Source organism: Mesorhizobium sp. CA4 (assembly GCF_020165075.1).
Classification (GTDB): domain Bacteria; phylum Pseudomonadota; class Alphaproteobacteria; order Rhizobiales; family Rhizobiaceae; genus Mesorhizobium.
Genome location: NZ_JAIUHK010000018.1, coordinates 16,172 through 38,862, shown reverse-complemented (window position 1 = coordinate 38,862; position 22,691 = coordinate 16,172). Strand labels below are relative to the sequence as shown.

General features: G+C 64.9%; 28 protein-coding genes. 17 read left to right on the top strand and 11 right to left on the bottom strand.

Going from position 1 to position 22,691, the window contains the following annotated elements:
* The first annotated feature begins 132 nt into the window (after positions 1–132).
* Positions 133–462 carry a hypothetical protein gene (locus tag LB528_RS16260; protein ID WP_224515255.1) on the top strand — a complete coding sequence of 110 codons (330 nt, stop codon included), beginning with the start codon at positions 133–135 and terminating at the stop codon, positions 460–462.
* Positions 459–1,106 carry a cysteine hydrolase gene (locus tag LB528_RS16255; protein ID WP_224515256.1) on the top strand — a complete coding sequence of 216 codons (648 nt, stop codon included), beginning with the start codon at positions 459–461 and terminating at the stop codon, positions 1,104–1,106. The genes LB528_RS16260 and LB528_RS16255 overlap by 4 nt, the downstream gene beginning before the upstream one ends.
* Positions 1,107–1,199: 93 nt before the next feature.
* On the opposite strand, the gene LB528_RS16250 is transcribed toward LB528_RS16255, so the two are convergent.
* On the bottom strand, positions 1,200–1,553 hold the full coding sequence (locus LB528_RS16250; protein WP_224515258.1) for a winged helix-turn-helix transcriptional regulator: 354 nt from the start codon (positions 1,551–1,553) through the stop codon (positions 1,200–1,202).
* Between the two features lie 112 nt (positions 1,554–1,665).
* Between LB528_RS16250 and LB528_RS16245 the strand changes: the two genes are divergently transcribed.
* Positions 1,666–2,436, top strand: coding sequence for a type 1 glutamine amidotransferase domain-containing protein (locus tag LB528_RS16245; RefSeq protein ID WP_224515260.1), 771 nt, complete (start codon positions 1,666–1,668; stop codon positions 2,434–2,436).
* Between the two features lie 96 nt (positions 2,437–2,532).
* On the opposite strand, the gene LB528_RS16240 is transcribed toward LB528_RS16245, so the two are convergent.
* On the bottom strand, positions 2,533–3,873 hold the full coding sequence (locus LB528_RS16240; protein ID WP_224715514.1) for an FAD/NAD(P)-binding protein: 1,341 nt from the start codon (positions 3,871–3,873) through the stop codon (positions 2,533–2,535).
* Positions 3,874–4,565: 692 nt separating this feature from the next.
* On the opposite strand from LB528_RS16240, the gene tauA reads away from it, so the two are divergent.
* From tauA to LB528_RS16200, 8 genes are all read left to right on the top strand, one after another.
* Entirely contained in the window at positions 4,566–5,579 is a 1,014-nt protein-coding gene (tauA, locus tag LB528_RS16235) for a taurine ABC transporter substrate-binding protein (RefSeq protein WP_224715513.1), read from the top strand.
* A 232-nt stretch (positions 5,580–5,811) separates the two neighbouring features.
* The gene (locus tag LB528_RS16230; RefSeq protein WP_224715512.1) at positions 5,812–6,585 is read left to right on the top strand and encodes a taurine ABC transporter ATP-binding protein; all 774 of its coding nucleotides are present in this window, start codon (positions 5,812–5,814) and stop codon (positions 6,583–6,585) included.
* Complete coding sequence (locus LB528_RS16225; protein WP_224515269.1) at positions 6,582–7,442, top strand: ABC transporter permease subunit; 861 nt, start codon at positions 6,582–6,584, stop codon at positions 7,440–7,442. Before LB528_RS16230 ends, LB528_RS16225 begins: the two co-directional genes overlap by 4 nt.
* 23 nt (positions 7,443–7,465) lie before the next feature.
* Complete coding sequence (locus LB528_RS16220; RefSeq protein ID WP_224715511.1) at positions 7,466–7,681, top strand: hypothetical protein; 216 nt, start codon at positions 7,466–7,468, stop codon at positions 7,679–7,681.
* 182 nt (positions 7,682–7,863) lie between these two features.
* Positions 7,864–8,838 carry a sulfonate ABC transporter substrate-binding protein gene (locus tag LB528_RS16215; protein WP_224715510.1) on the top strand — a complete coding sequence of 325 codons (975 nt, stop codon included), beginning with the start codon at positions 7,864–7,866 and terminating at the stop codon, positions 8,836–8,838.
* Positions 8,839–8,912: 74 nt separating this feature from the next.
* Complete coding sequence (ssuD, locus tag LB528_RS16210) at positions 8,913–10,070, top strand: FMNH2-dependent alkanesulfonate monooxygenase (protein WP_224715509.1); 1,158 nt, start codon at positions 8,913–8,915, stop codon at positions 10,068–10,070.
* On the top strand, positions 10,067–10,846 hold the full coding sequence (locus LB528_RS16205) for an ABC transporter permease subunit (protein ID WP_224515277.1): 780 nt from the start codon (positions 10,067–10,069) through the stop codon (positions 10,844–10,846). The genes ssuD and LB528_RS16205 overlap by 4 nt, the downstream gene beginning before the upstream one ends.
* 8 nt (positions 10,847–10,854) lie before the next feature.
* On the top strand, positions 10,855–11,652 hold the full coding sequence (locus LB528_RS16200) for an ABC transporter ATP-binding protein (RefSeq protein ID WP_224515279.1): 798 nt from the start codon (positions 10,855–10,857) through the stop codon (positions 11,650–11,652).
* A gap of 47 nt (positions 11,653–11,699) precedes the next feature.
* Here LB528_RS16200 and LB528_RS16195 read toward each other — a convergent pair whose 3' ends face one another.
* On the bottom strand, positions 11,700–11,885 hold the full coding sequence (locus LB528_RS16195; protein ID WP_224715508.1) for a hypothetical protein: 186 nt from the start codon (positions 11,883–11,885) through the stop codon (positions 11,700–11,702).
* A gap of 309 nt (positions 11,886–12,194) precedes the next feature.
* On the opposite strand from LB528_RS16195, the gene LB528_RS16190 reads away from it, so the two are divergent.
* The 4 genes from LB528_RS16190 to LB528_RS16175 all read left to right on the top strand — a co-directional run bounded on the left by LB528_RS16190 (position 12,195) and on the right by LB528_RS16175 (position 15,344).
* Positions 12,195–12,557 carry a septal ring lytic transglycosylase RlpA family protein gene (locus tag LB528_RS16190; protein ID WP_224515283.1) on the top strand — a complete coding sequence of 121 codons (363 nt, stop codon included), beginning with the start codon at positions 12,195–12,197 and terminating at the stop codon, positions 12,555–12,557.
* Positions 12,558–12,904: 347 nt separating this feature from the next.
* A complete protein-coding gene (locus LB528_RS16185) occupies positions 12,905–14,182 on the top strand; it encodes a polyhydroxyalkanoate depolymerase (protein ID WP_224715507.1) in 1,278 nt (425 codons plus the stop codon).
* A gap of 184 nt (positions 14,183–14,366) precedes the next feature.
* Entirely contained in the window at positions 14,367–14,984 is a 618-nt protein-coding gene (locus tag LB528_RS16180; RefSeq protein ID WP_224715506.1) for a transglutaminase-like cysteine peptidase, read from the top strand.
* A 111-nt stretch (positions 14,985–15,095) separates the two neighbouring features.
* On the top strand, positions 15,096–15,344 hold the full coding sequence (locus LB528_RS16175; protein ID WP_224715505.1) for a hypothetical protein: 249 nt from the start codon (positions 15,096–15,098) through the stop codon (positions 15,342–15,344).
* Between the two features lie 72 nt (positions 15,345–15,416).
* Here the strand turns inward: LB528_RS16175 and LB528_RS16170 are convergent, their stop codons facing one another.
* Genes LB528_RS16170 through LB528_RS16155 form a run of 4 tightly spaced genes read right to left on the bottom strand, consistent with a single transcriptional unit; the run spans position 15,417 to position 18,150 of the window.
* Entirely contained in the window at positions 15,417–15,785 is a 369-nt protein-coding gene (locus tag LB528_RS16170; RefSeq protein WP_224515389.1) for a helix-turn-helix domain-containing protein, read from the bottom strand.
* 10 nt (positions 15,786–15,795) lie between these two features.
* The gene (locus tag LB528_RS16165) at positions 15,796–16,320 is read right to left on the bottom strand and encodes a Smr/MutS family protein (protein ID WP_224715504.1); all 525 of its coding nucleotides are present in this window, start codon (positions 16,318–16,320) and stop codon (positions 15,796–15,798) included.
* Positions 16,317–17,420: a murein transglycosylase A gene (locus LB528_RS16160; RefSeq protein ID WP_224715503.1), complete on the bottom strand. Its 1,104-nt coding sequence runs from the start codon at positions 17,418–17,420 to the stop codon at positions 16,317–16,319. Before LB528_RS16160 ends, LB528_RS16165 begins: the two co-directional genes overlap by 4 nt.
* A gap of 22 nt (positions 17,421–17,442) precedes the next feature.
* On the bottom strand, positions 17,443–18,150 hold the full coding sequence (locus LB528_RS16155) for a Tim44/TimA family putative adaptor protein (RefSeq protein WP_224715502.1): 708 nt from the start codon (positions 18,148–18,150) through the stop codon (positions 17,443–17,445).
* Between the two features lie 204 nt (positions 18,151–18,354).
* Here LB528_RS16155 and LB528_RS16150 point away from each other — a divergent pair, with 204 nt between their 5' ends.
* Both LB528_RS16150 and secB read left to right on the top strand, forming a co-directional pair.
* Positions 18,355–18,849 carry an FxsA family protein gene (locus LB528_RS16150; protein ID WP_224715574.1) on the top strand — a complete coding sequence of 165 codons (495 nt, stop codon included), beginning with the start codon at positions 18,355–18,357 and terminating at the stop codon, positions 18,847–18,849.
* 116 nt (positions 18,850–18,965) lie between these two features.
* Complete coding sequence (secB, locus tag LB528_RS16145; RefSeq protein WP_040986315.1) at positions 18,966–19,469, top strand: protein-export chaperone SecB; 504 nt, start codon at positions 18,966–18,968, stop codon at positions 19,467–19,469.
* Between the two features lie 298 nt (positions 19,470–19,767).
* On the opposite strand, the gene dnaQ is transcribed toward secB, so the two are convergent.
* The 4 genes from dnaQ to LB528_RS16125 all read right to left on the bottom strand — a co-directional run bounded on the left by dnaQ (position 19,768) and on the right by LB528_RS16125 (position 22,684).
* Positions 19,768–20,472, bottom strand: coding sequence for a DNA polymerase III subunit epsilon (gene dnaQ / locus LB528_RS16140; protein ID WP_224715501.1), 705 nt, complete (start codon positions 20,470–20,472; stop codon positions 19,768–19,770).
* Between the two features lie 181 nt (positions 20,473–20,653).
* Positions 20,654–21,259, bottom strand: coding sequence for a dephospho-CoA kinase (gene coaE, locus LB528_RS16135; RefSeq protein ID WP_224715500.1), 606 nt, complete (start codon positions 21,257–21,259; stop codon positions 20,654–20,656).
* On the bottom strand, positions 21,259–22,092 hold the full coding sequence (locus tag LB528_RS16130; protein ID WP_224715499.1) for a shikimate dehydrogenase: 834 nt from the start codon (positions 22,090–22,092) through the stop codon (positions 21,259–21,261). The genes coaE and LB528_RS16130 overlap by 1 nt, the downstream gene beginning before the upstream one ends.
* Entirely contained in the window at positions 22,085–22,684 is a 600-nt protein-coding gene (locus LB528_RS16125; protein WP_224715498.1) for a Maf-like protein, read from the bottom strand. The genes LB528_RS16130 and LB528_RS16125 overlap by 8 nt, the downstream gene beginning before the upstream one ends.
* Between the last annotated feature and the right edge of the window lie 7 nt (positions 22,685–22,691).

The following is a 22,691-nucleotide window of genomic DNA, read 5'->3' as shown; positions in this document are numbered from 1 at the left end:
CTCAAATCAAGCGACACAGAGGACCAGCTCAAGGGGCTGTTCAACGCACCATATCGTTCGTTGCCGATGCCGATTCCATCATGCTAGCCGAATGAAGCGCGGGGGCGGACAGCAAGTGCCAAGGAGCGGCCGATGAAGATTCTTGCTTATGACAATTTCAAGGCCGGCGTCACGCTCGACGATCTCAGGCCCTATCTGCGCGACGAGGTCTCGAATGTATGGCGGCTGTGGAAGCAAGGCATCGTGCGCGAGAACTATGCGCGCGCCGATGTCGGCGGCGTCATCATCGTCTTCGAGCTCGACAGCATCGAGCAGGCCATGCGCTATACCGATGATTTCCCGCTCTCCAAGGCCGGGCTGCTGGAATGGCATTTCATCGCTTTCGACGCGCCGCTGCCGCTGGAATTCCTGTTCGACCCGACCGTCGACATCGCCAAACCCTGGGATCGGACGGCGGCATGATCTGCTCCGGCGAAGGCATCGAGATTCCGCAGCGCCTGGCCGAATGGTGCGATCCGCGCCGCATGGCGCTGGTCGTCTACGACATGCAGGTCGGCATCTGCCGCCAGGTCGAAGGCGCTGCGGCGATCGTCGAACGCACCGGCACGGCATTGGAAGCGGCGCGCTCGGCAGGCATGCGGGTAGCATTCACGCGTCATTTGTCGCTGCCGAAAAAATGGATGGGCGCCACGCAGCTGCGCACCGCCATGGCCTGGCAGCGGTGCGATAGCCCCGACGCGGTCCAGCCATGGTTCCCGCGCGACGCTGAGGCGACGCGGATCGTGCCGGAACTCGCCCCGCGCGCGGACGAGGCGGTGTTCGACAAGCTGACCCTCTCGGCCTTCGATTCCACGCCGCTCGGCTTTGCGCTGCGTGACTGCGGCGTCCGTGCGGTGGCGCTCGCCGGGATCGCCATGGAGATCGGCATCGAGCCGACGGCGCGCCAGGCGACCGACAACGGCTTCGTCGCCGTGGTGATCGAGGACGCCTGCGGCTTCGGCAATGGCGAAGCGCGCGACCGCTCGATGGCGACGCTGCGCTTTGTTGGCGAAGCCGTCGTCACCGACGTCGCGGGCTTTCGCGGCGCGCTTGCCGATGCTGTTTGATTTAGGGCTAGAGCTTTGTTTTACGCAATTGCGGACAGAAAGCTACGGCGAAGCCGCCGAGCCCAACCGCTGCGCACTTTTCCCGGAATTGCTTTAGGCCGCGGCTTCGATGTCGGTGCGGAAGCGCACGCCCTCCGCGCGGCCATGCAGGATGCCCCAATCGTAGAGCGCCTGCAGCGCCGCGGCGAGGTCACGGCCGCGCTCGGTCAGCGCGTAGCGCGCCTTGCCATCCGGCGAGGTTTCGAGCGTGACGAAGCCGATCTCGACAAGATCGGCCAGGCGCTGCGTCAGCATCTTGTCGGAAAGCGCAGGGATCAGCCGGCGCAGTTCGGAATAGCGCAGCGGTCCTTGCTTGATCCGCGCAATGATCACCGTCTTCCATTTGCCGCCGAGCGCGTCGAGCGCGAACTCGACCGGGCAGCCATAGAGTCTACCGCGTTGTGTCATGCGCCGATCCTAGGCAAGGGCCGCGCGCGGCAAAAGCGGAATTTACCCCGCCATGTGGCCAGATTGCCGTGCCTGGCTTTGTCGGCGACGACTTCATAAAAGGGAGAGCAAAATGAGTGTTCGGGACCCCAATCCGGTCAATGCACGAAAGCCGAAGCGGGTGGCGATCGTGATCGCCAGTCCGTCCGTCTCGACCATAACGGGGTGGCCGGTCGGCTTCTGGTGGAGCGAGCTCACCCATCCCTGGTTCGCTTTCACCGAGCGCGGCTACGAGGTCGAAATTTTTTCGCCCGATGGCGGCAAATGCGAAGCCGACGCGCTGAGCGATCCGCGCGATCCGTCGGGCTATTCGGAAACCGATCTCATCTCGCTGGGTTTCATTTCGAACCCAAAGCTCCAGGCGATGGTCGACAACACGCGGCCGGTGGCCGAGATCGATGTCGCTCGCTTCGACGCCATCGTCGTCGCCGGCGGCCAGTCGCCGATGTTCACCTATGAGGGCGCGACCGGTCTCCAGCAGACCTTCGTCGCCTTCCACGAGGCCGGCAAGGTGGCCGCCGCGCTCTGCCACGGCACCGCCATCCTGCGCTATGCCAGGCGCGCCGACGGATCGCTGCTTGCCGCGGGCAAGACGGTGACCGGCTTTGCCAATGCCGAGGAGGATTTTGCCGACAACGCCACCTGGGCGATGGGGGCACTCGAACGCGGCAAGCATTTGATGCCGTGGCGGATCGAGGACGAGCTCAAGGCGATCGGCGCCAATTATATCCAGGCCGGGTTGTGGCGCGGCTTTGCCGTGCGCGACGGCAACCTCGTCACCGGGCAGCAGAATTTTTCCGGCGCCGAAACCGCGCGCGTCGTCTGTGAGGCGCTGGGCGGCTAGAGTTTTTTGTTTTTACGCAATTGTGGACGGAAGGCTACGGCGAAGTCGCCGAGCCCAGCCGCTACGCACCTTTCCTGGAATTGCTCCAGCTCTGCCTTATCCCAGCAACTGCTTGCTCAGCTTCGCGCACTGCACGCGGATGTCGGGAATGGCGTCGATCTCGAAGAAGGTGCCGCGCGTCAGCGGGCCGACGGCGAGCAGCTTCGACGACACCGTGCCGTCGGCCGCGATCAGCTCGCATTTCGCGGTGACATCGAGGCCGAGGCGCAGCGGGTCGGGCCGCGCCAGGCCGCGCTCGATCAGCGAGCGCACGACACCGTTGGACGTCCTCGAACTATCGCGGGCGATGCCCATGCAATCATAGAGGCGGGTGACCTCCAAGGTCTCGACATCCTGCGTGCCGCGCGGCTGGATCTTCACGACGAAGCCATCGTTCGGTTCTATCTCCACCACCCTGCCGGCGACGAGGCGGATGCGGCCTGAGCTGACCGCTTCGGTGACGCGCGCGTAGACTTCCGGCGCCATGCGGTGGCGGTGGATGTCCCACCAGGCCTTGGTGTGCTCGACGAAGCGGCGCTTGGCCGAGGACGGCCAGTTCTGCCAGATCGTCTGGTTGAAGGGGCGCAGGCCGTCGACGACGTCGCGCCAGTCGCCGCCCGCCTTCTGGGTCTCGCGGATCAGGTTGCGGAACCAGCCGACGAAATAGGAAAGCTGGGTGCCGAGCGGGATATCGGCGATATCGAGCTTGATCGGATTGCCCTTGCGATGCGGCGACGGCAGCAGGCCGCGCCGCGACACCGCGACGATGGCGCCGCGATGGCCGCGTTGTTCGAGCGACAGGAAAGCGTCGACCATGCTCAAGCCCGTGCCGAGCAGCAGGACGGCGGCTTGCGGATCGAGCGCGGTATCGGCCTCCGTCCCCATGCGGATGGCATGCCCCTGGAAGGCGCCGGGCTGCTCGTCGTGGCCGGTGGCCAAAACGGCAAGATGCGCCACGACGCTGGTGCCGTTGGCGAGCGCGACCTCGACACCCGACGGTGTCGGCGAGATCGACAGGCTCTCCTCGCGGATCAGCCTGAGACGCCCGGTCTCGCGCTCGCGCTCCTCGAGGCTATCGAGCAAGTCCTGCAGATAGCGGGCGTAGAGGCTGCGCGGCGCATAGAACGGCCCCTGGTCCGGCTTGGCGAGGCCGCGCTCCAGCACCCAACGCGCGAAATGGGTCGGGTCGTCGGCGTAAGCGCTCATGCCGGAGGCGTTGACGTTGAGCACATGCGCCGAAAGCAGCGTCGAATAGGCCATTCCCTGACCGAAATGCGGCCGCTTCTCGATCAGAGTGACGCGCAGGTCCGGATTGGGCGACTTCAACAGATGCGCGGCCAGCACGACGCCGCTGGCGCCGCCGCCGACAATGATGATGGAATTGGCGCGTCCAACCATGACTGTTAGCCGAAACGTGACGGAGCGATCAGTGCGCGGCGAACACCGCGGGCGGCCTCGGCTGCAGGCCGCGAACGATCGCCGGAACGGTCTTCAGAGGGTCGCGCATCGTTGTCTCACTCCCAATGTTGATAAGATTACTATACTAAGCAGCCCGGGCACGAAACCGCAGTTCCAATTGCCGCGCCATTTGCGGCATGGATTTGCCGAGATGGGATGATGAGCGGATTTTTCGTTCGACTGGCATCCGGCGGCCTACTACATCTTCGTCATTCTAGGGCGGAGCGACGCGAAGCGGAGCGTAGACCCTGGAATCCATGACGTTACCTTCGCGAGAGATGCAGCGGTTGAGAATGGAACTCCGTCGAACCTGTCTGAAAAGATAGTTCTGCACCGCCGCATCGCTCCTGTGTCACGGCATGGATTCTAGGGTCTGCGCGCGTCGCTTCGCTCCTTGCTCCGCCCTAGAGTGACGACCTGAGGGACGGCTCCGCCAACCCCAAGGGCGACCGAAGGTGCAGCAGGCGTCCTCCCCCGCTATCCGCGACCGTCCTTTTGCGCCCATTCCGTCGGTACCCGGTGACACTTTTCCAACAATGCGCCCTTCGTTGGAAGGATGTAACTCTACAAACTAAATAGAATTAGCAGACGATAGAAAGGCAATCCAGTTTCAGGGGTTATGGAGCCTTTCAATGTCAATCCTTTCACGACGCGTTCTGCTTTTCTCGTCGGCGGCGCTTGCCACCGCCACCTTGCTCGGTCCGGCCAGCGCCGAGGATTTCAAGATCACCATCGGCTACCAGACGGTGGTCGAGCCTTCGAAGGTGCCGCAGGCCGACGGCGCCTATGAAAAGGCGACCAAGGCCGCGATCGACTGGCGCAAGTTCGATTCCGGTGCCGACGTGATCGCCGCGATCGCCTCCGGCTCGGTCGATATCGGCTATGTCGGCTCGAGCCCGCTGGCCGCGGCCGCCAGCCGCGAATTACCGATTGAGACCATCTTCGTCGTCGGCCTGATCGGCCCGTCGGAAGCGCTGGTTGCCCGCAACGGCTCAGGCATCGAGAAGGTCGCCGACCTCGCCGGCAAGAAGGTCGCCGTGCCGTTCGTCTCGACCACGCATTACAGCCTGCTCGCGGCGCTGAAGCATGAAGGCGTCCACCCGAAGTCGGTGCAAATCCTGAATCTGAGGCCGCCGGAGATCGCCGCCGCCTTCGCGCGCGGCGACATCGACGCAGCCTATGTCTGGGATCCGGCCCTCGGCCAGGTCAAGACGTCCGGCAAGGTGGTGCTGGACTCCTCGCAGGTGGCCGCCTGGGGCGCGCCGACCTTCGATGCGTGGATCGTGCGCAGCGATTTTGCCGAAAAGCACCCCGAGGCCGTGAGCGATTTCGTCAAGGTGACCGGCAAGGCCTATGCGCAGTTCCTCGCCAAGCCGAAGGCGTGGTCGGTGTCTTCGCCGGAGGCCGGCAAGATCGCCAAGCTCACCGGCGCCAAGCTGGAGGAGGTGCCGGAACTGCTCAAGGGCTATGTCTTCCCGTCGCTCGAAGAGCAGGCTTCGGACAAGTTCCTCGGCGGCGCAACCGTCAAGGCCGTCGCGGCGACGTCGGCCTTCCTCAAGGAGCAGGGCAAGGTCGATGCCGTGCTGCCCGACTATTCGAAATATGTGACGGCGAAATATGCCAGCGAGGCGCTCGCCTCGAATTGAGCTTTCTCCATGCAATTCCCGGAGGGATGACCGCCTTTCCGGGGATTGTCCGAAGCGCGGCGCCTTCTTCCCTGGCCTTGCGCTTGCCTGTCCCGAAACCGCTTACGAGGCGCGGCTTCGGGGCAGGCGCCCTTTCTCGTTTAACGCAATTCCGGACGCAAGCTACGGCGAAGCCGCCGGGCCCAAGCGTTTCACACTTCCTGGAATTGCTTGGCAGCAGAGGCAGAACCCAATGCCGCATCTTACCCTCGATAAGGTCAGCGTCCATTATAACGGCCAGCCGGCACCGGCGGTCGAGCGCGTTTCGCTCGACGTCGGCAAGGGCGATTTCGTCGTGCTGGTCGGCCGTTCCGGCTGCGGCAAGACCTCGCTGCTCAACGTCGCCGCCGGCCTGGTCGAGCCCGCGGCTGGTCTGGCCACGGTTGGCGGCCGGCCGATCACCGGGCCCGGGCCGAACCGCGCCGTGGTGTTCCAGAACGATGCTTTGTTCCCCTGGCTGACGGCGCGGGAAAACGTCGCCTTCGCGCTCAGGCTGCGCGGTGTGTCGGCCGACAAGCGGGCGCGCCGCGCCGACGAATTGCTGTCGCTGGTCAAGCTCGGCGATGCCGGCGACAAGCGCGTCTGGGAGCTTTCCGGCGGCATGCGCCAGCGCGTCGGCCTTGCCCGCGCTTTGGCCGCCGAACCCGAATTCCTGCTGCTCGACGAGCCGCTCGGCGCGCTCGACGCGCTGACGCGCGAGCGCATGCAGACGACGCTGATCGATCTGTGGGCCGCAAGCAAGGTCGGCGTGCTGATGGTGACGCACGGTATCGAGGAGGCGCTGGTGCTGGCCACCCGGATCGTCGTGCTGGCGCCGGCACCGGGGCACGTCGTGCGGAGTTTCGAAACCTGTTTCGGCCGCCGCTACGCGGCCGGCAAGCCGATCCGCGCGATCAAGGCGGATCCGGCCTTTGCCGCGGCACGTGCGGAGTTGATCGATGCGATCTTCGAGGGAGAAGCTGCATGAGCGTCGACGCCTATAGCGAACGCGCGAAAGCTAAGGCCGGCGAGACCGAGGGATTTTCGGTACCATGGTCGCGGCCGCGGCCGAAACGGACGGCCGTTTCAGCCAGGCTCGTCAGCGCGATCACCATCCTCGTGCTGCTCGCCGCCTGGACGGTGTCGGCCTCGCTGCAGCTGGTGCCGCCGGTTTTCCTGCCCTCGCCGGCGGCTGTCTGGGCCAAGTTCGTCATCGTCGCCCGCGACGGTTTCATCGACGCGACGCTGCTCCAGCACGTCGTCGCGTCACTCTGGCGCGTGTTCGCGGCGCTGATCGCCGCGATCCTCGTCGGCGTCCCGGTCGGCCTCGCCATCGGCATCAGCCGGGTCGGGCGCGGCGTGTTCGATCCGCTGCTCGAATTCCTGCGGCCGATCCCGCCGCTCGCCTATCTGCCGCTGATCATCATCTGGTTCGGCATCGGCGAGCCGTCGAAGATCCTGGTGATCGCCATCGCCATGCTCGCGCCGGTCGCGCTGTCGACCGCCGCCGGCGTGCGGGGTGTTTCGCGCGAGCGCGTCGACGCGGCGCGATCGCTCGGCGCCACCCGAGCCCAGGTCATCCGCCATGTGATTCTGCCCAGCGCGCTGCCTTCGATCCTCACCGGCCTGCGCATCGCGCTCGGCGCCGGCTGGTCAACGCTGGTGGCGGCCGAGCTGGTGGCGGCGACGCGCGGGCTCGGCTTCATGATCCAGTCGGCGGCCCAGTTCCTGGTCACCGACGTGGTGGTGATGGGCATTCTGGTGATCGCGATTATCGCCTTTGCCCTGGAATTCGTCATCCGCCGGATCGAGCGGGTCCTGGTGCCCTGGGCGGGGCGGGAATGAACGCAAGCGAAAGGTGAAGGACGATGACCCATTCCACCGCAGTGCTGTTCGCGCATGTCGGCACATGGCTGTTGCGTCTGCCGCCGAGCGACAACTGCGTGGAGGACGGGCGCCTGGAAGACAAGCGCCTGGAAGACGAGCCGAAATCGCCGACCCCTGTGCTGTTTGCCGGCGAACGCGATCGCCTGCCGCCGCGTGACGAGAGCTTCTACTGGGCCTGGCAGTACTGGTCGCAATGACGGGCCGCAGCGGCGTTCCCTGTTCCAGGCGGACCGGCGCGTGGCGGCGGAGCCGGTTGTGGAAAAACGATTCCAGCTTGCGCCGCGAACTCGCAAGACCATTCCTCTACTAACTTTATAGACTTACCTAACCTGACCTCATTCCAAACGGCCCCACAGCCGGGTCATCGAAGGAGAGGATCATGTTCAATCTGACGAGAAGACGCGCTTTCGGCGTCGGCCTGCTGGCAGCGGCGGCCCTTGCCACATCTTTTGGGACGACATCCTTCGGCGCCGCGGCGCAGGACCTCAAGGCGTTCAACATCGGCTACCAGAAGGCCGGCCTGCCGGTGATCGCCCGGCAGCAGCAGATCATCGAAAAGGCATTGGCCGACAAGGGTGTGGCGGTGAAATGGGTCGAGTTCACCGCCGGCCCGCCGCTGGTGGAAGCCTTGAATGTCGGGGCCATCGATGTCGGCTGGACTGGCGACGCGCCGCCGATCTTCGGCCAGTCGGCCGGCGCCAACATCGTCTATGCGGCGGCGCTGCCCTCCAATGGCGACGGCGAAGCGATCTTCGTCAAGCCGACCTCGCCGACCCAGTCGCTGGCCGATCTCAAGGGCAAGCGCATCGGCGTCGGCAAGGGCACCAGCGCGCATAATCTCCTGGTCGCGGCGCTGGAGAAGACGGGCATCTCCTTCGACCAGGTCACGCCGGTCTATCTCAGCCCGGCGGACGCGGCCGCCGCTTTCGCCAGCGACCAGATCGACGCCTGGGCGGTGTGGGATCCGTTCTTCGCCATCGCCGAGACCCGCTACCAGCCACGCGTGCTTGCCCGCTCCAGCGACGTGCTCAAGGTCAACACCTATTTCCTCGCCAACAAGGATTTCGCCAAGGCGCATCCGGATTTCGTCTCGACGACGATCGCCGCGCTTGGCGACGCGGCGAAATGGGCCGACCAGAACCGCGACAAGGTGGCTGAGGCGCTGCATGAGGTGACCGGCGTGCCGCTCGATGCGCAGACCATCGCCGCCAACCGCTCCAAATTCGGCATCTACCCGATCGCCGACGAGATCGTCGCCGGCCAGCAGGCGACGGCCGACCGCTTCTTCAAGCTTGGGCTGATCCCGAAAGCCGTGCGCATATCCGACGCCGTCTGGACCGCGCCGGGCAACTGAGCCCTGTCACCGCGCCGGGCGGCGAACGCCAGGCGCCGCCTTTGTTTTCGTCCGTCTTCTCCCGGGTATCAGCCATGACCGCATCATCAAGCCCGCTCGATTTCTTCTGGTTCATCCCCACGCATGGCGACGGTTCCTATCTCGGCACCGAGAAGCAGCAGCGTCCGCCCGAATTCGGCTACTTCAAGGAGATCGCGCAGGCGGTCGACAGGCTGGGTTTCCCCGGCGTGCTGTTGCCCACCGGGCAGAACTGCGAGGATTCCTGGATCACCGCCGCCGGCCTTGCGACGCTGACCGAAAGGCTGAAATTCCTTGTCGCGCTGAGGCCCGGCGTGACGCTGCCGACCTTCGCGGCGCGCCAGACCGCGGCGCTCGACCGGCTGAGCAACGGCCGCCTGCTGCTCAATGTCGTGGTCGGCGGCAATCCGACCGAGCTTGCCGGCGACGGCGTGTTCCTGCCGCATGACGAGCGTTATGCGCAGGCGCAGGAATTCCTCACCATCTGGCGCGGCCTGGTGTCCGGCGAGCGGGTGAATTTCGACGGCAGATATTACCGCGTCGAGAACGGCCGCCTCGATCTCTTGCCGCTGCAGGAGCGGCCGCCGCTTTATTTCGGTGGCTCGTCCGACGCCGGCCAGGAGCTCGCGGCCGACCTCGTCGACATGTATCTAACCTGGGGCGAGCTGCCGGCGCAGGTCGCCGGCAAGATCGCCTCGGCGCGCGAGAAGGCGGCGCGGCGCGGCCGCAAGCTGCGTTTCGGCATCAGGCTGCATTTCATCGTGCGCGAGACCGAGGACGAGGCCTGGCGCGCCGCCGAGCGGCTGATCAGCCATGTTACCGACGCGCAGATCGAAAACGCGCAGGCGCGTTTCCTCAAGGAGATGGACTCGGTCGGGCAGCGGCGCATGGCCGAACTGCATGGCGGCCGGCGCGACCGGCTCGTCGTCTCGCCGAATCTGTGGGCCGGCGTGGGACTTGTGCGCGGCGGCGCCGGCACGGCGCTGGTCGGCACGCCGGAGCAGATCGCTGAGCGCATCGGCGAATACCAGGCGATCGGCATCGACACCATCATCGGCTCCGGCTATCCGCATCTCGAGGAAGCCTACCGCGTCGCCGAACTCCTGTTCCCGCGGCTCGGCCTCGGCACGCAGCGGCAGCGGGCGCACAAGGACATCGCCAACGAATTCACCGTCGGCTTCCACGGCGCCGGCCGACTGCAGGCGGCGTCGTGAGGCTTGCCGCGCGTCTTGCCCACAACGGCGCGGCCGGCTGGCTGCTGCCGGCGGCAATCATCGCCGGCTGGGAAGCCGCCGCGCGCGCCGGCTTGATCCCGGCCAATGTGCTGCCGGCGCCGAGCGCGGTGGCCGAGGCCTTCTGGCGGCTGACGCTGTCGGGCGAACTGATCCGCAACATCGGCGTCTCCACTTTGCGCGCGCTGTCGGGCTTCGCCATCGGCGGCTCGATCGGCTTCGCGCTCGGCCTCGCCAACGGATTGTCGACGCTGAGCCGCGGCCTCACCGACACCACGCTGCAGATGATCCGCAACGTCCCGCATCTGGCGCTGATCCCGCTCGTCATCCTGTGGTTCGGCATCGACGAGGAGGCCAAGCTCTTCCTGGTGGCGCTCGGCGTGTTCTTCCCGATCTATGTCAACACGCTGCTCGGCATCCAGAGCGTCGATCCGCAGCTGGTCGAGATGGGCCGGGTCTACGGGCTCGACCGGCGCGCCTTGTTCTTGCGCGTGATCCTGCCCGGCGCGCTGCCCTCGATCTTCGTCGGCCTGCGCTATGCGCTGGGCATCATGTGGCTGACGCTGATCGTCGCCGAGACGATCTCGGCCAGTTCCGGCCTCGGCTACATGGCCATGCAGGCGCGCGAGTTCCTGCTGATCGATGTCGTGGTGCTGTCGATCCTGATCTATGCGCTGCTCGGCAAGCTCGCCGACAGCCTGGCCCGCCTGCTGGAGCGCCTGTCGCTCGGCTGGCATCCCGCCTTCCAGAAAGGGTGAGAACAAAGATGCCGGCCGCCACCCTGACTGCACGTTCCCTCATCGCGGCGCCCGCGCATGCGCGGGCGATCGGCTCGGTCGGGGGCCGCCGGGCCTTCGCCTTCAAGGAGGTGGGGAAACGTTTCGGTGACAAGATCGTCCTCGACGGCATCAGCCTCGACGTGCGGGCCGGACAATTCCTGGCCGTCATCGGCAAAAGCGGCTGCGGCAAGAGCACGCTGCTTCGGCTGCTGGCCGGGCTCGACCGCCCGAGCAGCGGTTCAGTGACCCTCTCGGACGAGGAAGGTCACAGCCGCACGCGCTTCATGTTCCAGGAACCGCGCTTGCTGCCCTGGACCAGCGTGGTGAAAAATGTCGAGATCGGACTGACCGGCATCGCCGGCGGCACCGAGGCCAGGCAGCGGGCGCTTGCCATGCTGGACGAGGTCGGGCTCGCCGATCGCGCCGGCGAGTGGCCGTCGGTGCTGTCGGGCGGTCAAAAACAGCGCGTGGCGCTTGCCCGCGCGCTGGTCGGCCAGCCGCAGATCCTGGCGCTGGACGAGCCGCTCGGCGCGCTGGACGCGCTGACCCGCATCGAGATGCAGCAGCTTCTGGAGCGCATATGGCTCGACCAGAAGTTCACCGCCGTGCTGGTGACGCATGATGTCGGCGAAGCCGTCGCTTTGGCCGACCGCGTCGTGGTGATCAGCGCCGGCAAGATCGCTTTCGACCTCGACGTGGCGGTGGCCCGGCCGCGGCGGCACGGTTCGGCGGAGCTTGCCCGGATCGAAGGCGCCATCCTGGACCAGCTTTTCGGCCGGGTTTGAGCGCGGCGCCGGCGTCGGCCGGCAATTCAAAAATCACATGCGCAAGATCAGATGCGCGAGCGGTTCGCCCAGCGCAGCCCGACCAAGCCGACCAGCATGGTGACGAGGCCGATATAGAGCCATTGCGCCTGCCCGGTCATGAAGCTGCCCTTGATCAGACCGAGGCCTTGCAGCGACCACAGCACACCCACAGACAGCACAATCAGCGCCAGCACAAATCTGATCAATCGCATCGGCTGGACCCTCTTCTAAAGTCGATCCTGAACAGCAACGGGGACGCAACAAAGACGCTGAGGAATCGAAACAGTTCGGTTCCTCTGTAGTGCAAATTCTGCAGACCGATCTTGCCCGGAACATTCCCGGATGCCGGTCCGATATTCCTTAAGAATACGGCCCTCCGGCTTCAGAAATATCATGACAAACTGTTTCGCGGCGACTCCAAACGTGTGCCGCCGCCATGGAACCGCCAGAACGCTGCCGCATTTCCCGCCTCATTCGGCATCTAGGCGGGGCTATTCGATCAACGGAGCCTCCCCCAAAGCATGAAGAAAACCAACCGGACCGCGCTTGTCGCGGTAACGATCGCGGCTGGCCTGATGGCTGGCGCCTCGTCCGCCTCCTCCGCCGCCGCGCAGTGCGGTCGCGCTTCCTGGTATGCGCTGCATTCCAGAACCGCCTCAGGGGAACGCATGAACCCCTCGGCACTGACCGCCGCCCACCGCTCCCTGCCCTTCGGCACCAAGCTCAGGGTCACCAACAAGAACAACGGCCGCAGCGTGGTCGTGCGCATCAACGATCGCGGTCCGTTCGTGAGGGGACGCATGCTCGATCTGTCCCGCGGCGCCGCCAGCGAGCTCGGCTTCATCGGTTCGGGCCACACCGCAGTCTGTATGGCGCGCGTCTGATCCGGCTCTGAATCGAAAACGGAGCCTGGGCTCGACCGAGCCGCCTCGCGCTTTTTCGGCACCACGCTCTTGCTGTCGCACCACGATCCAAGGCGAGCCTGCGGGTCCCGGATCGTGGCCGGTGTCCGGCATGAGGGGCCGGACACATATCCTTCACACTTCGGCACTGCACACTGAGCCGGCTCCACCGTTCGAGGCTGATTCTCAACAGGTTAAACCAAAGAAGCATTCGTCAGACAAAATGACGTATTGCATCGCAACAATATCTTGCTAACCTCGCCGGGAGACATTCAAGGCTCGGCGCTGTTCGTCGTCCTTTTGGTCGTCGGACGGCAGCGAGGTTCGCGATGTTCTACCAGCTCTACGAACTGAACCATGCGGCGCTGCAGCCGGCCCGTCTCTATGCCGACGCGGTGCGGCTCTTCTACTCCAACCCGCTCAATCCGATTTCCCACACACCCTTCGGCCGCTCGGTGGCTGCGACCGCCGAGCTCTTCGAGCGCACCACCCGGCGCTACGGCAAGCCGCAATTCGGCCTCGACAAGACCGTGGTCGACTGGAAAAACGTCGCCGTCACGGAAAAGACGGTTTGGTCGAAGCCCTTCTGCAACCTCATCCGTTTCGAGCGCGCGCTGCCCGCCGGCCGCAAGCCCGACCCGAAGCTTTTGATCGTGGCGCCGATGTCGGGCCATTACGCGACGCTGCTGCGCGGCACGGTCGAGGCGATGCTGCCCCATGCCGACGTGCACATCACCGACTGGGTCGATGCCCGCATGGTGCCGGTCTCGCAAGGCAGCTTCGATCTCGACGACTATATCGACTATGTCATCGACATGTTCCACGCGCTCGGCCCCGACACGCATGTGATGGCCGTGTGCCAGCCTTCCGTTCCGGTGCTGGCGGCGGTGGCGGTAATGGAGAAGCGCGGCGACCCCTTTGTGCCCTCGACCATGACGCTGATGGGCGGTCCGGTCGACACCCGCCGCAATCCGACCGCGGTCAATCTTCTGGCCGAGGAAAAGGGCAGCGACTGGTTCCGCGACAATGTCATCATGCAGGCGCCGTGGCCGGGGCCGGGTTTCGGCCGCGAGGTCTATCCGGGTTTCCTGCAGCTTTCGGGCTTCATGAGCATGAACCTCGATCGCCACATCATCGCCCACAAGGATTTCTTCATGCACCTTGTGAAGCATGATGGCGACAGCGCCGAGAAGCACCGCGACTTCTACGACGAATATCTGGCGGTGATGGACCTGACGGCGGAATTCTACCTGCAGACGGTCGACACTGTGTTCGTGCGCCACGCTTTGCCGAAGGGCGAGATGACGCATCGCGGCGAGCCGGTCGATCCGAAGGCGATCCGCAACGTCGCGCTTTTGACCATCGAGGGCGAGAACGACGACATTTCCGGGCTCGGTCAGACCCAGGCCGCGCATGACCTTTGCGTCAACGTCCAGGCAGACAAAAAAGCGCATTACATGCAGCCGGCGGTCGGCCATTACGGCGTTTTCAACGGCTCGCGCTTCCGCTCGGAGATCGTGCCGCGCATCGTCGACTTCATTTCCAGCTATGGCCGCCAGAACCGGGTGGCGACAAAGCCGAAGCTGGTCCGTTCCGCAAAAAGCTGAACGGCGCAACTCCTTCGTTCCGCTGCCGCCCGGCGGCTGGCAGTGTTGCGCCCATGCCTCTGTTGCGAAAGTGCCGCTACGGGATCGTGCAAGTAACCATGCCGTCAAACTGGCCGTCGTCTCTAATTGACACGGACTGTAAATCGCCCTTAACGTTTCGTTAATAAAGAACAGGGCGGGGGCAATGACTTCCTCAGCGATGACGCGGATACTGCGCTTATGTGCAGCCGCAGGACTGGCGATCTCTGCGCATTGGGCGGTGCCGGCATGGGCGGCGGGCGCAATGTCCACGGGCGGCCTAACGTCGCAGCCGATCGGCCATTATGATTTCTGCAAGTCGCATCCGAGCGAATGCAACATCCGCCCGGTCGATCTCGATCCGGCCAGGATGACGGACAGCCTGTGGCGCCGGCTGATCAGCGTGACGGCCAAGGTCAACGCCGCCGTCAAGCCGATGAGCGACCTCGATCACTATGGCAAGGACGAAGTCTGGGCCTATCCGGACGACGGCTATGGCGATTGCGAGGACTATGTGCTGGAAAAGCGCCGCCAGCTCTACCGAATGGGCATGTCGCTGGCGGACCTTTTGATCACCGTCGTGCGCAAGCCCGATGGCGAAGGCCATTCGGTGCTGACGGTGCGCACCGACAAGGGCGACTACGTTCTCGACAATTTGACCGACAAGATCAAAGCCTGGGACGCGACCGGCTATCGCTTCCTCAAGCGCCAGACGATCGACAACACCGGACGCTGGGTCTCGATCCGCGACGGCCAGCAGGTGCTTGTCGGTTCCGTGCAGTAGGCGAAAGCCTCAGGCTCACGCACTTCGAAATTTTTCTCGACTCCATGAACCGTTTCCGTTCGGCCGGCGACACATAGCCGTGGACGACAAACCCAACCATGGAGAATTTCAATGACTGCTTGCCTGCGAAACACTTTGCTTGCGGCCATCGCCGCGTCGGCCCTGAGCGGATCGGCCCTGGCGGACGAGACCACCAAAAGCTGCGCCAAGACCAATCTCAACGACCTGTGGAGCGGCCGCTGCTGCAGCGTCAGCTCCGCGAACTGCCTTGGCGGCGGCAATGGTGGCCGCGATCATCAGGGCCATCAAGGCAATGGCGGCCGGGGCAGCACCAATGGCGGCAGCGCCGGCAAACCCTGATCTCAAGACTTCAGACAGAGCCGAACCAAGCGCCAGCGGACAATGCGATCCGCGGGTGCCAGACACCTGGAATTATGGACGCCGGCCAAGAGCCGTGCGGATCGATGCGCTGAGGCGGCGCAGTTCCGCCTCATCGAGCCTCTCGATGCTCTCGGCGAGCAGATTGGCCAGCTCGGTCGCCGCCGGCGACAGGCCGGACGTGTCGATCCTGACCCTGGGATGCGAGCTTTCCGCGAGCCGGGCTAGGTCCTCGGCATCGTCCCAGATGATATTGAAATAACCGATGATCTTCTGGATCAGGGTCCAGGTCGGCGCGCCGCGGCGGCCGTGCTCGAGCGCCGACAGATAGGCGGCGCTGACGCCGATGGCTTCGGCCATCGCCTTCTGGCTGACGCCGCGCTCGGCGCGCAGCGCCCTGAGCTTCTCGCCGAACGGGGTCACACCGGTCGCCTCATGGACGCGTCCGCCGCAGCCGAACATAGAGAGCGCCCGAGCCGCCATGGTTGCGGGCGGCATGGTCGTGGCTGGAAACGAGGTGGCGGAAGGCGGGCGTCGACAGCCAGGCCGGCACGGCGCGGCGCAGGATGCCGTCGCCGCCCGAGGACGATCCCTTGCCGGTGATGATCAGCACGTAGCGGACGCCGCCGGCATGTGCGCGGTTGAGGAAGGTCAGCAGCAGCGAATAGGCCTCGTCCTGCGTCATGCCGTGCAGGTCGACGCGGCCTTCGATCGGCAGCCGGCCTTTCTTCAACTTGTGCAGCGTCTGGTCGTCGAGCGAGTGCGCCACATGCGGGGTCTTCGGCTTGGCGGCCACGGCCGCGACGCCATTGGCGGCAGGCCGCGGCGGCTCGGGCTTGGGCTCGACGATGTCGGGGATCTCGATGGCGGTCTTGCCCTTCAGCGGCCGGGCCGAGCGGGCGACCAGGTTCCACAGGATGCGGTCGTCGTCGCTGAGATGGTCGTCACGGCGGCTCATCGGATCGCTCCATCCAGAAGCGCACGCGGCACCAGCGCATAGAAGTCGGCTGCGTTGCGGACCACGCCGGCGATTTCGCCTGCCGCGTCGCCCGAGCCGGCGAAGAGATCGCCGCGCGCGGGTCCGGTTATGGCCGAGCCGGTGTCCTGCGCGATCATCAGCCTCCGGAACGGTTTTTGATCGAAGGCGGTGAGGGTCGGCGCATCGATATAGAAGGGCGTGCCGAATGTGTGCAGCAGGCGGTCGACCGCGACCGAGCGGCCCGGCGTCAGCGGCACCTTGGCGGCGGCGATCGGACCAAGCGCGGCGTCATCGACCGCGGCCTCGCGGAAGAAGATATAGGAGCGGTTCTGCCAGAGGATCTCGTCGACCCGGTCGGGATGCTCCTTGAACCAGGCGCGGATCGACTGCATCGTCACCTTTTTCAGCGGGATTTCGCCGAGGTCGCTCAAGATCTTGCCCGGGCCGGTGAAGCGCTGGCCGGACTTCGCGGCATAGGTGACGCGGGCGAGCCTGCCGTCGGTCATCTTCAGGCGCGCAGCGCCCTGCACATGGATGAAGAAGGCGTCGACCTTCTCGGCGAGCCAGGCGATTTCGAGATTTTTGCCAGCGAGCGCGCCGCGCTCGATTTCGCCGCGGTCGAAATATTCGACCGGAACACCATCCGTCCGGCGGGCGAAGGCCAGATAGGCATCCATGCCGGCCGGCCGGTTGCCGTCGTCGACGTCGATCAGGTCGGAGGGGCGGGACAGCAACGGCACGGTGAACCGCCCGGTCCTGACCGGCGAGGCCTCGACCTCGGGTTCGTAGAAGCCGGTGACGAGACCCGAGCCGTTTTCAGCCTTGACCAGCATCGGTACGAAATGCCGCTCGAAGAAGGATCGCGCCTCGGACCTGCCCGGCGCCGAAACGGCGCGCGCCTCGGCATAGGCATCGGCAAACGCATTGAAATCGACGCCAAGCGATCCGGTCCGGTAGGGTTTTATCGGCGCCTGGAAAGCCGAGCGGCGAAACGCAGCGAAGGCTGCAGTATGATCATCCCCGCGCCACCCGGGCAGGTCGTCAAAAGATGTTTCGCTGAGTATGGGAGAGAGCGGCACGACCGAGCCCCGCCGCCTGGATCTAGTCTTCTTCTTCGGTGGCGACGAGCTTCCAGTTCGGGTCGCGCGAGCGGGTGTCGCGAGCGAAGGTCCAGACATCCTTGACCTCGGCCACCGTTTCCGGGTCGCCATCGATGACGGCGCCGGCCTGGTCGCGGGTCGCCGAGATCAGCTCGGAGACGACGCGCAGCGTGATATGCGCTTCCGAACCCTTCATTTCGGCGGCGACGATGTCGGCCTTGTCGATGCCGACGAAGGAGGATTGGATTTTTTCCGACTTCGCCTCGCGTTCGCCGATGGCAGCGACGAAGCCGTCATAGACTTCGCGCGACAGGAGATTCTTCAGTGTCTTACGGTCGCCGTCGGCATAGGCCATGACGATCATCTCATAGGCCATCTTGGCGCCGTCGACGAAGGTCTTGGGATCGAAGGATGGATCGTTGTCCTTGATCGTGCGCAGGCCCTTGTTGAGGTCGGTATCCGGCTTGGCGAAGGCGTCGATCGCGGCATAGGTCTCGGCCGCGGGTTCGCCCGGCATGCGCTTGCGCGGCAGCGACACGACATTTTCAGGCTTCTGCGCCGCATCGGCCTCGCGCGTGCGGCTCGCCGAATAGGGATCGAAGGGCGGGCGCTCGTTTCCGGTGCGACGTCCAAGCACGTTGCGCAGCTGGAAAAAGATCACAACCGCCGCAATCAAAAAGAAAATCGTGCCGAAGTCGAAGAAACCCATAATTTCCGCCAACTCGATCCCTGTCCTTGCCGCACCGGCGTAAACCCCTCGGGGATCGCGGTCGCATAGCGTTCAACACCCAAAGCATATAGAACGGCAGGCGCTATCATTCAAATCAAAGGCAGCCATACCTATCTAAAGGCGCCAAGGCCAGCGGCGATTGTCCGCGAGCGCCGCAAAAGAAGAAAGCGATTGGTCGAGACTTTGCGCATTTCCTTCATCCCGTTGTTCCTGCTGTTGCTGCCGCTGCTGGAGATCGGCGGCTTCGTCGTCGTCGGACGCGAAATCGGCGCTTTGGCCACGGTCGGACTGGTCATCCTGTCCAGCGTCGCCGGCAGCCTGCTGCTTCGGCATCAGGGTTTCGGCGTCATGGCGCGGGTGCGGACGGAAATGGATGCCGGGCGCGATCCCAGCCGCCAGCTCGCGCATGGGGCGATGATCGTGCTGGCGGCGATCCTTTTGATCATCCCGGGCTTCATCACCGACATCTTCGCCATTCTTCTCTTGTTGCCGCCGGTGCGCGACTTCGCCTGGCGCCTGCTCAAGAACCGCATCGTCATGGCGACCAGCTTCGGCCTCGGCTTTTCGGCCCGCCGGCGCGACAACGTCATCGACCTCGACGACAGCGACTATTCGCGCGACGATTATCCGAACCGGCCGGACCACAATTCACCCTGGCGGCGACTGAAGAACGATTAGTCTCGGACCTGTCGCCGATAGGGGCGGCAAAACTTGTTTTGTCCGGCCGAGCATGGTAGCGAACCCGCGATTTCAATCCGGTCAGCAATGCTGCCCAGGCAAAAGGACTAAGGCTCATGGCCAGCAACGATGACGCGGCGACCGGCGCCGCCAACGGCAACGGCACCCAGAATCAGCCCTCGCTCAATGTGCTTGCGCAATATGTGAAGGATCTGTCCTTCGAGAGCCCCGGCGCGCCCAACTCGCTGCGCGGCCGCGACAAGGCACCGGGCATCGCCATCAATGTCAACGTCAACGCCAACCCGCTTTCGGACAAGCAGTTCGACGTCAATCTGACGCTGAACGCCAAGGCGTCCTTCGACCAGGAAGTGCTGTTCAATGTCGAGCTGGTCTATGGCGGCGTCTTCGCGATTTCGGGCTTTCCGCAGGAGCACATGCTGCCGCTGCTCTTCATCGAATGTCCGCGGCTGCTGTTCCCGTTCGCCCGCCAGATCATCGCCGACGCCACCCGCAATGGCGGCTTCCCGCCGCTGATGCTCGACCCGATCGACTTCGCGCAGATGTTCCAGCAGAGGATTGCCGAGGATCAGGCTGCGGCGAGCAAGGTCCAGGTGAGCTGAGGCGAGCGACGCCATACCACTTCGAGAGCCCGGCTTCGCGCCGGGCTGTTTTGTTTAGACGTCGGAGATTGGCGAAAACCTCCGCGCGGTCGTCATTCCAGGGCGGAGCAAGGAGCGGAGCGACGCGCGCAGACCCTGGAATCCATGCCGTTACGCCAAGGCGTTGCTGCGGTTACAGAATTCTGCACCGTTACGCCCTACGGCAGAGGTCACGGCATGGATACTCGGGTCAAGCCCGAGTATGACGACGTCACGGAGGTTTTGGCCAATCTCCAACGTCAGCGCCAACAGCGCCCGCTCAACCCACCGCCACCTTGAGCCAGAGCGCCTTTTCACCGAGCGTCGAAACCAGCCCGGCATGCGCCGCGCGGTCCGCTTCGCTCAGCCGCGGCGGCAGGGCGATGGGCCGGGCGCCGATGGAGATGTCGATATCGGCCACCTCGCCGGCGCCGTTCATCTGCACGGCCACGGATTCCAGAACCAGTGCCGCCTGCTTGCCGCCGATGAGCTCGATATAGACCTCGGCCAGCAATTCGGAGTCGAGCAGCGCGCCGTGCTTGGTGCGGCGGGTGTTGTCGATGCCGTAGCGCCGGCAGAGCGCATCGAGCGAGTTCGGGCCCATCGGATGCTTGCGGCGGGCCAAAGCGAGCGTGTCGACGATGCGGCCGGGATCGATGGCCGGATGGTCGAGCCGGCTGTATTCAAGATTGAGGAAGCCGAGGTCGAAGGTGGCGTTGTGCGCGATCAGCTTGGCGCCGTCGGTGAAGGCCAGCCACTCATCGACGATCTCGGCGAAGGTCGGCTTGCCGACCAGGTCGGCGGCGCTGATCCCATGCACGGCCTGGGCCTCGGCGTGGATGGCGCGGCCTTGCGGATTGATGAATTTGTGGAAGGTGCGGCCGGTCGGAAAACGGTTGACCAGCTCGACGCCGCCGAGCTCGATAATGCGGTCTTCGCGCAAATCGAGCCCGGTGGTTTCCGTATCGAAGATGATCTCACGCATTCGAATCAGTTCGCTTCCCAAGCGAGCAGAATCATATACCAGAACAAAATGGCAATGGGGGCTGGTGACGGCCTGACGCATGACCTCCGAAAATCGGAATCGATTTTCGGAAAAGGATCATGCGCGAAATCAAGCGTTACAGCGTCCTTGCGCGTCCGAACGGACGCGCGGCGCTGTAATGTCAGAAGCCGGCTTTGCCGGACTTTTCCCCTGAGAGTTCGGCGATGATCGCCTCGACCGCCTTTCGCGCCGCATCGAAGCCATGGCCGGTGTCGATGATGAAATCGGCATGGCGGCGCTTTTCGGCGTCGGGCACCTGCTTGGCGAGGATGGACGAAAACTTCTCCTCGTCCATGCCGGGCCTGGCGAGCACGCGCTCGCGCTGGATTTCGGGCGACGCGGTGACGACCACGACCTTGTCGACGCGGTTGCGGCCGCCGGTTTCGAACAGCAACGGGATGTCGAGCACGGCGAGCGGCGCGCCGGCGGCGCGATGTCTCGCCAGAAACGCATCGGCGTCGGCGCGCACCAGCGGGTGAATGATCGCCTCGAGCTGCTTCAGCGCAGCCGGATCGGCGAGCACTTTTACGGCGAGCTTCGCGCGATCGACCGCGCCTGCCTGCGTCGTGCCCGGGAAAGCCGCTTCGACCAAAGGCGCTGCCTTGCCGGAATAAAGGCGATGCACCGTCTCATCCGAATCATGCACAGGCACGCCGGCCTCGGCGAACATTTTCGCCGTGGCGGACTTGCCCATGCCGATCGATCCGGTGAGGCCGAGCACGATCATCAATGGCCCTCGATGTCGGCAACGATCATGCGCCGCAATTCGGGCGTGACGTCCGGCTTCCGGCCGAACCAGCGTTCGAAGCCGGGCACGGCCTGATGCAGCAGCATGCCGAGCCCATCGACGGTCTTCAGGCCACGCGCCCTGGCCGCGGCAAGCAAAGGCGTTTCGAGCGGCACATAGACAATGTCGGTGACGATGGTGTGGCCGGGCAACGCGCTCGGCTCGGCGGCGAGGGCTTCGTTGCCATGCATGCCAAGCGCCGTGGTGTTGATGAGCAGGCCGGCATCGGCAAGCAGCTCGCGGACCGCGCCCGCGCCGTGCGCCGAAACGCCGGCGCCGAAGTGGCGGCTGAGTTCCTCGGCTCTCGCGAGCGTCCGATTGACGATGCGGATATCCTTGATGCCGCGCTGTTTCAGCGCGTGGATGACCGCGCGGGAGGCGCCGCCGGCGCCCAGAACCACGGCCGGCCCATTGGCAGCCCAGCCCGGCGCATGGTCGTCGAGGTTGGCGGCGAAACCGTAGCCATCCGTGTTGCCGCCCCAGAGAAGGCCATCTTCGAACCACAGCGTGTTGGCGGCGCCGATCGCGTCGGCGGCATGGTCTCGGCGGGCCACTCCGGCGAAAGCGGCTTCCTTGTGCGGAATGGTGACATTGCCGCCACGGTAGCCGTTCTCGCCGAGGGATTTCAGGAAGGCGGCGAAATCCGCCGGCGCGACGTCGATCGCTTCATAGCTGCCGTCGATGCCATATTGCGCCAGCCAATAACCATGGATCTTCGGCGAGCGCGAATGGGCGATCGGATGTCCGGTGACAAAAGCTTTTGCCTCAGCCATCGATCGCTCCCAATCCGCGCAATTCCTTCAGCAACGGCAAAAGCGGCAGGCCGACGATGGTGAAATAGTCGCCCTCGATCTTCTCGAACAGCTGGATGCCTTCGCCTTCGATCTGATAGGCGCCGACGCTGGACAGCGCCTTGGCGCCGACGCGGGCCAGGTGCCGGCCGATGAAGGCAGGATCGAGCTTGCGCATGGTCAGGCTGGCGACGCCGACGTGACGCCACAGCACCTCGCCGTCGCGGCAAAGCACGGCAGCGCTGTTCAATTGATGCGTCTTGCCCGAGAGCGCGAGCAGGTGGCGGCGAGCGCCTTCCATGTCGGCGGGCTTATGAAAAATCTCGTCGCCCAGCGACAGGGTCTGATCGCAGCCGAGGACGAGGGAAGCTGGCTTGCGCTCGCTAACTTCGGTCGCCTTGGCCTCGGCCAGGATCGACGCGACATCCTCCGGCGAAACGCCGCTGTCCTTCAGCGGAGCCTCAAGCGCGCGCTCGTCGACATTTGCCGGCACCGCCTCGATGTCGAGGCCGGCATTGACGAGCATCGCCTTGCGGTACGGGCTGCCCGAAGCGAGGATGATTTTCTCGGCCATGATGGTT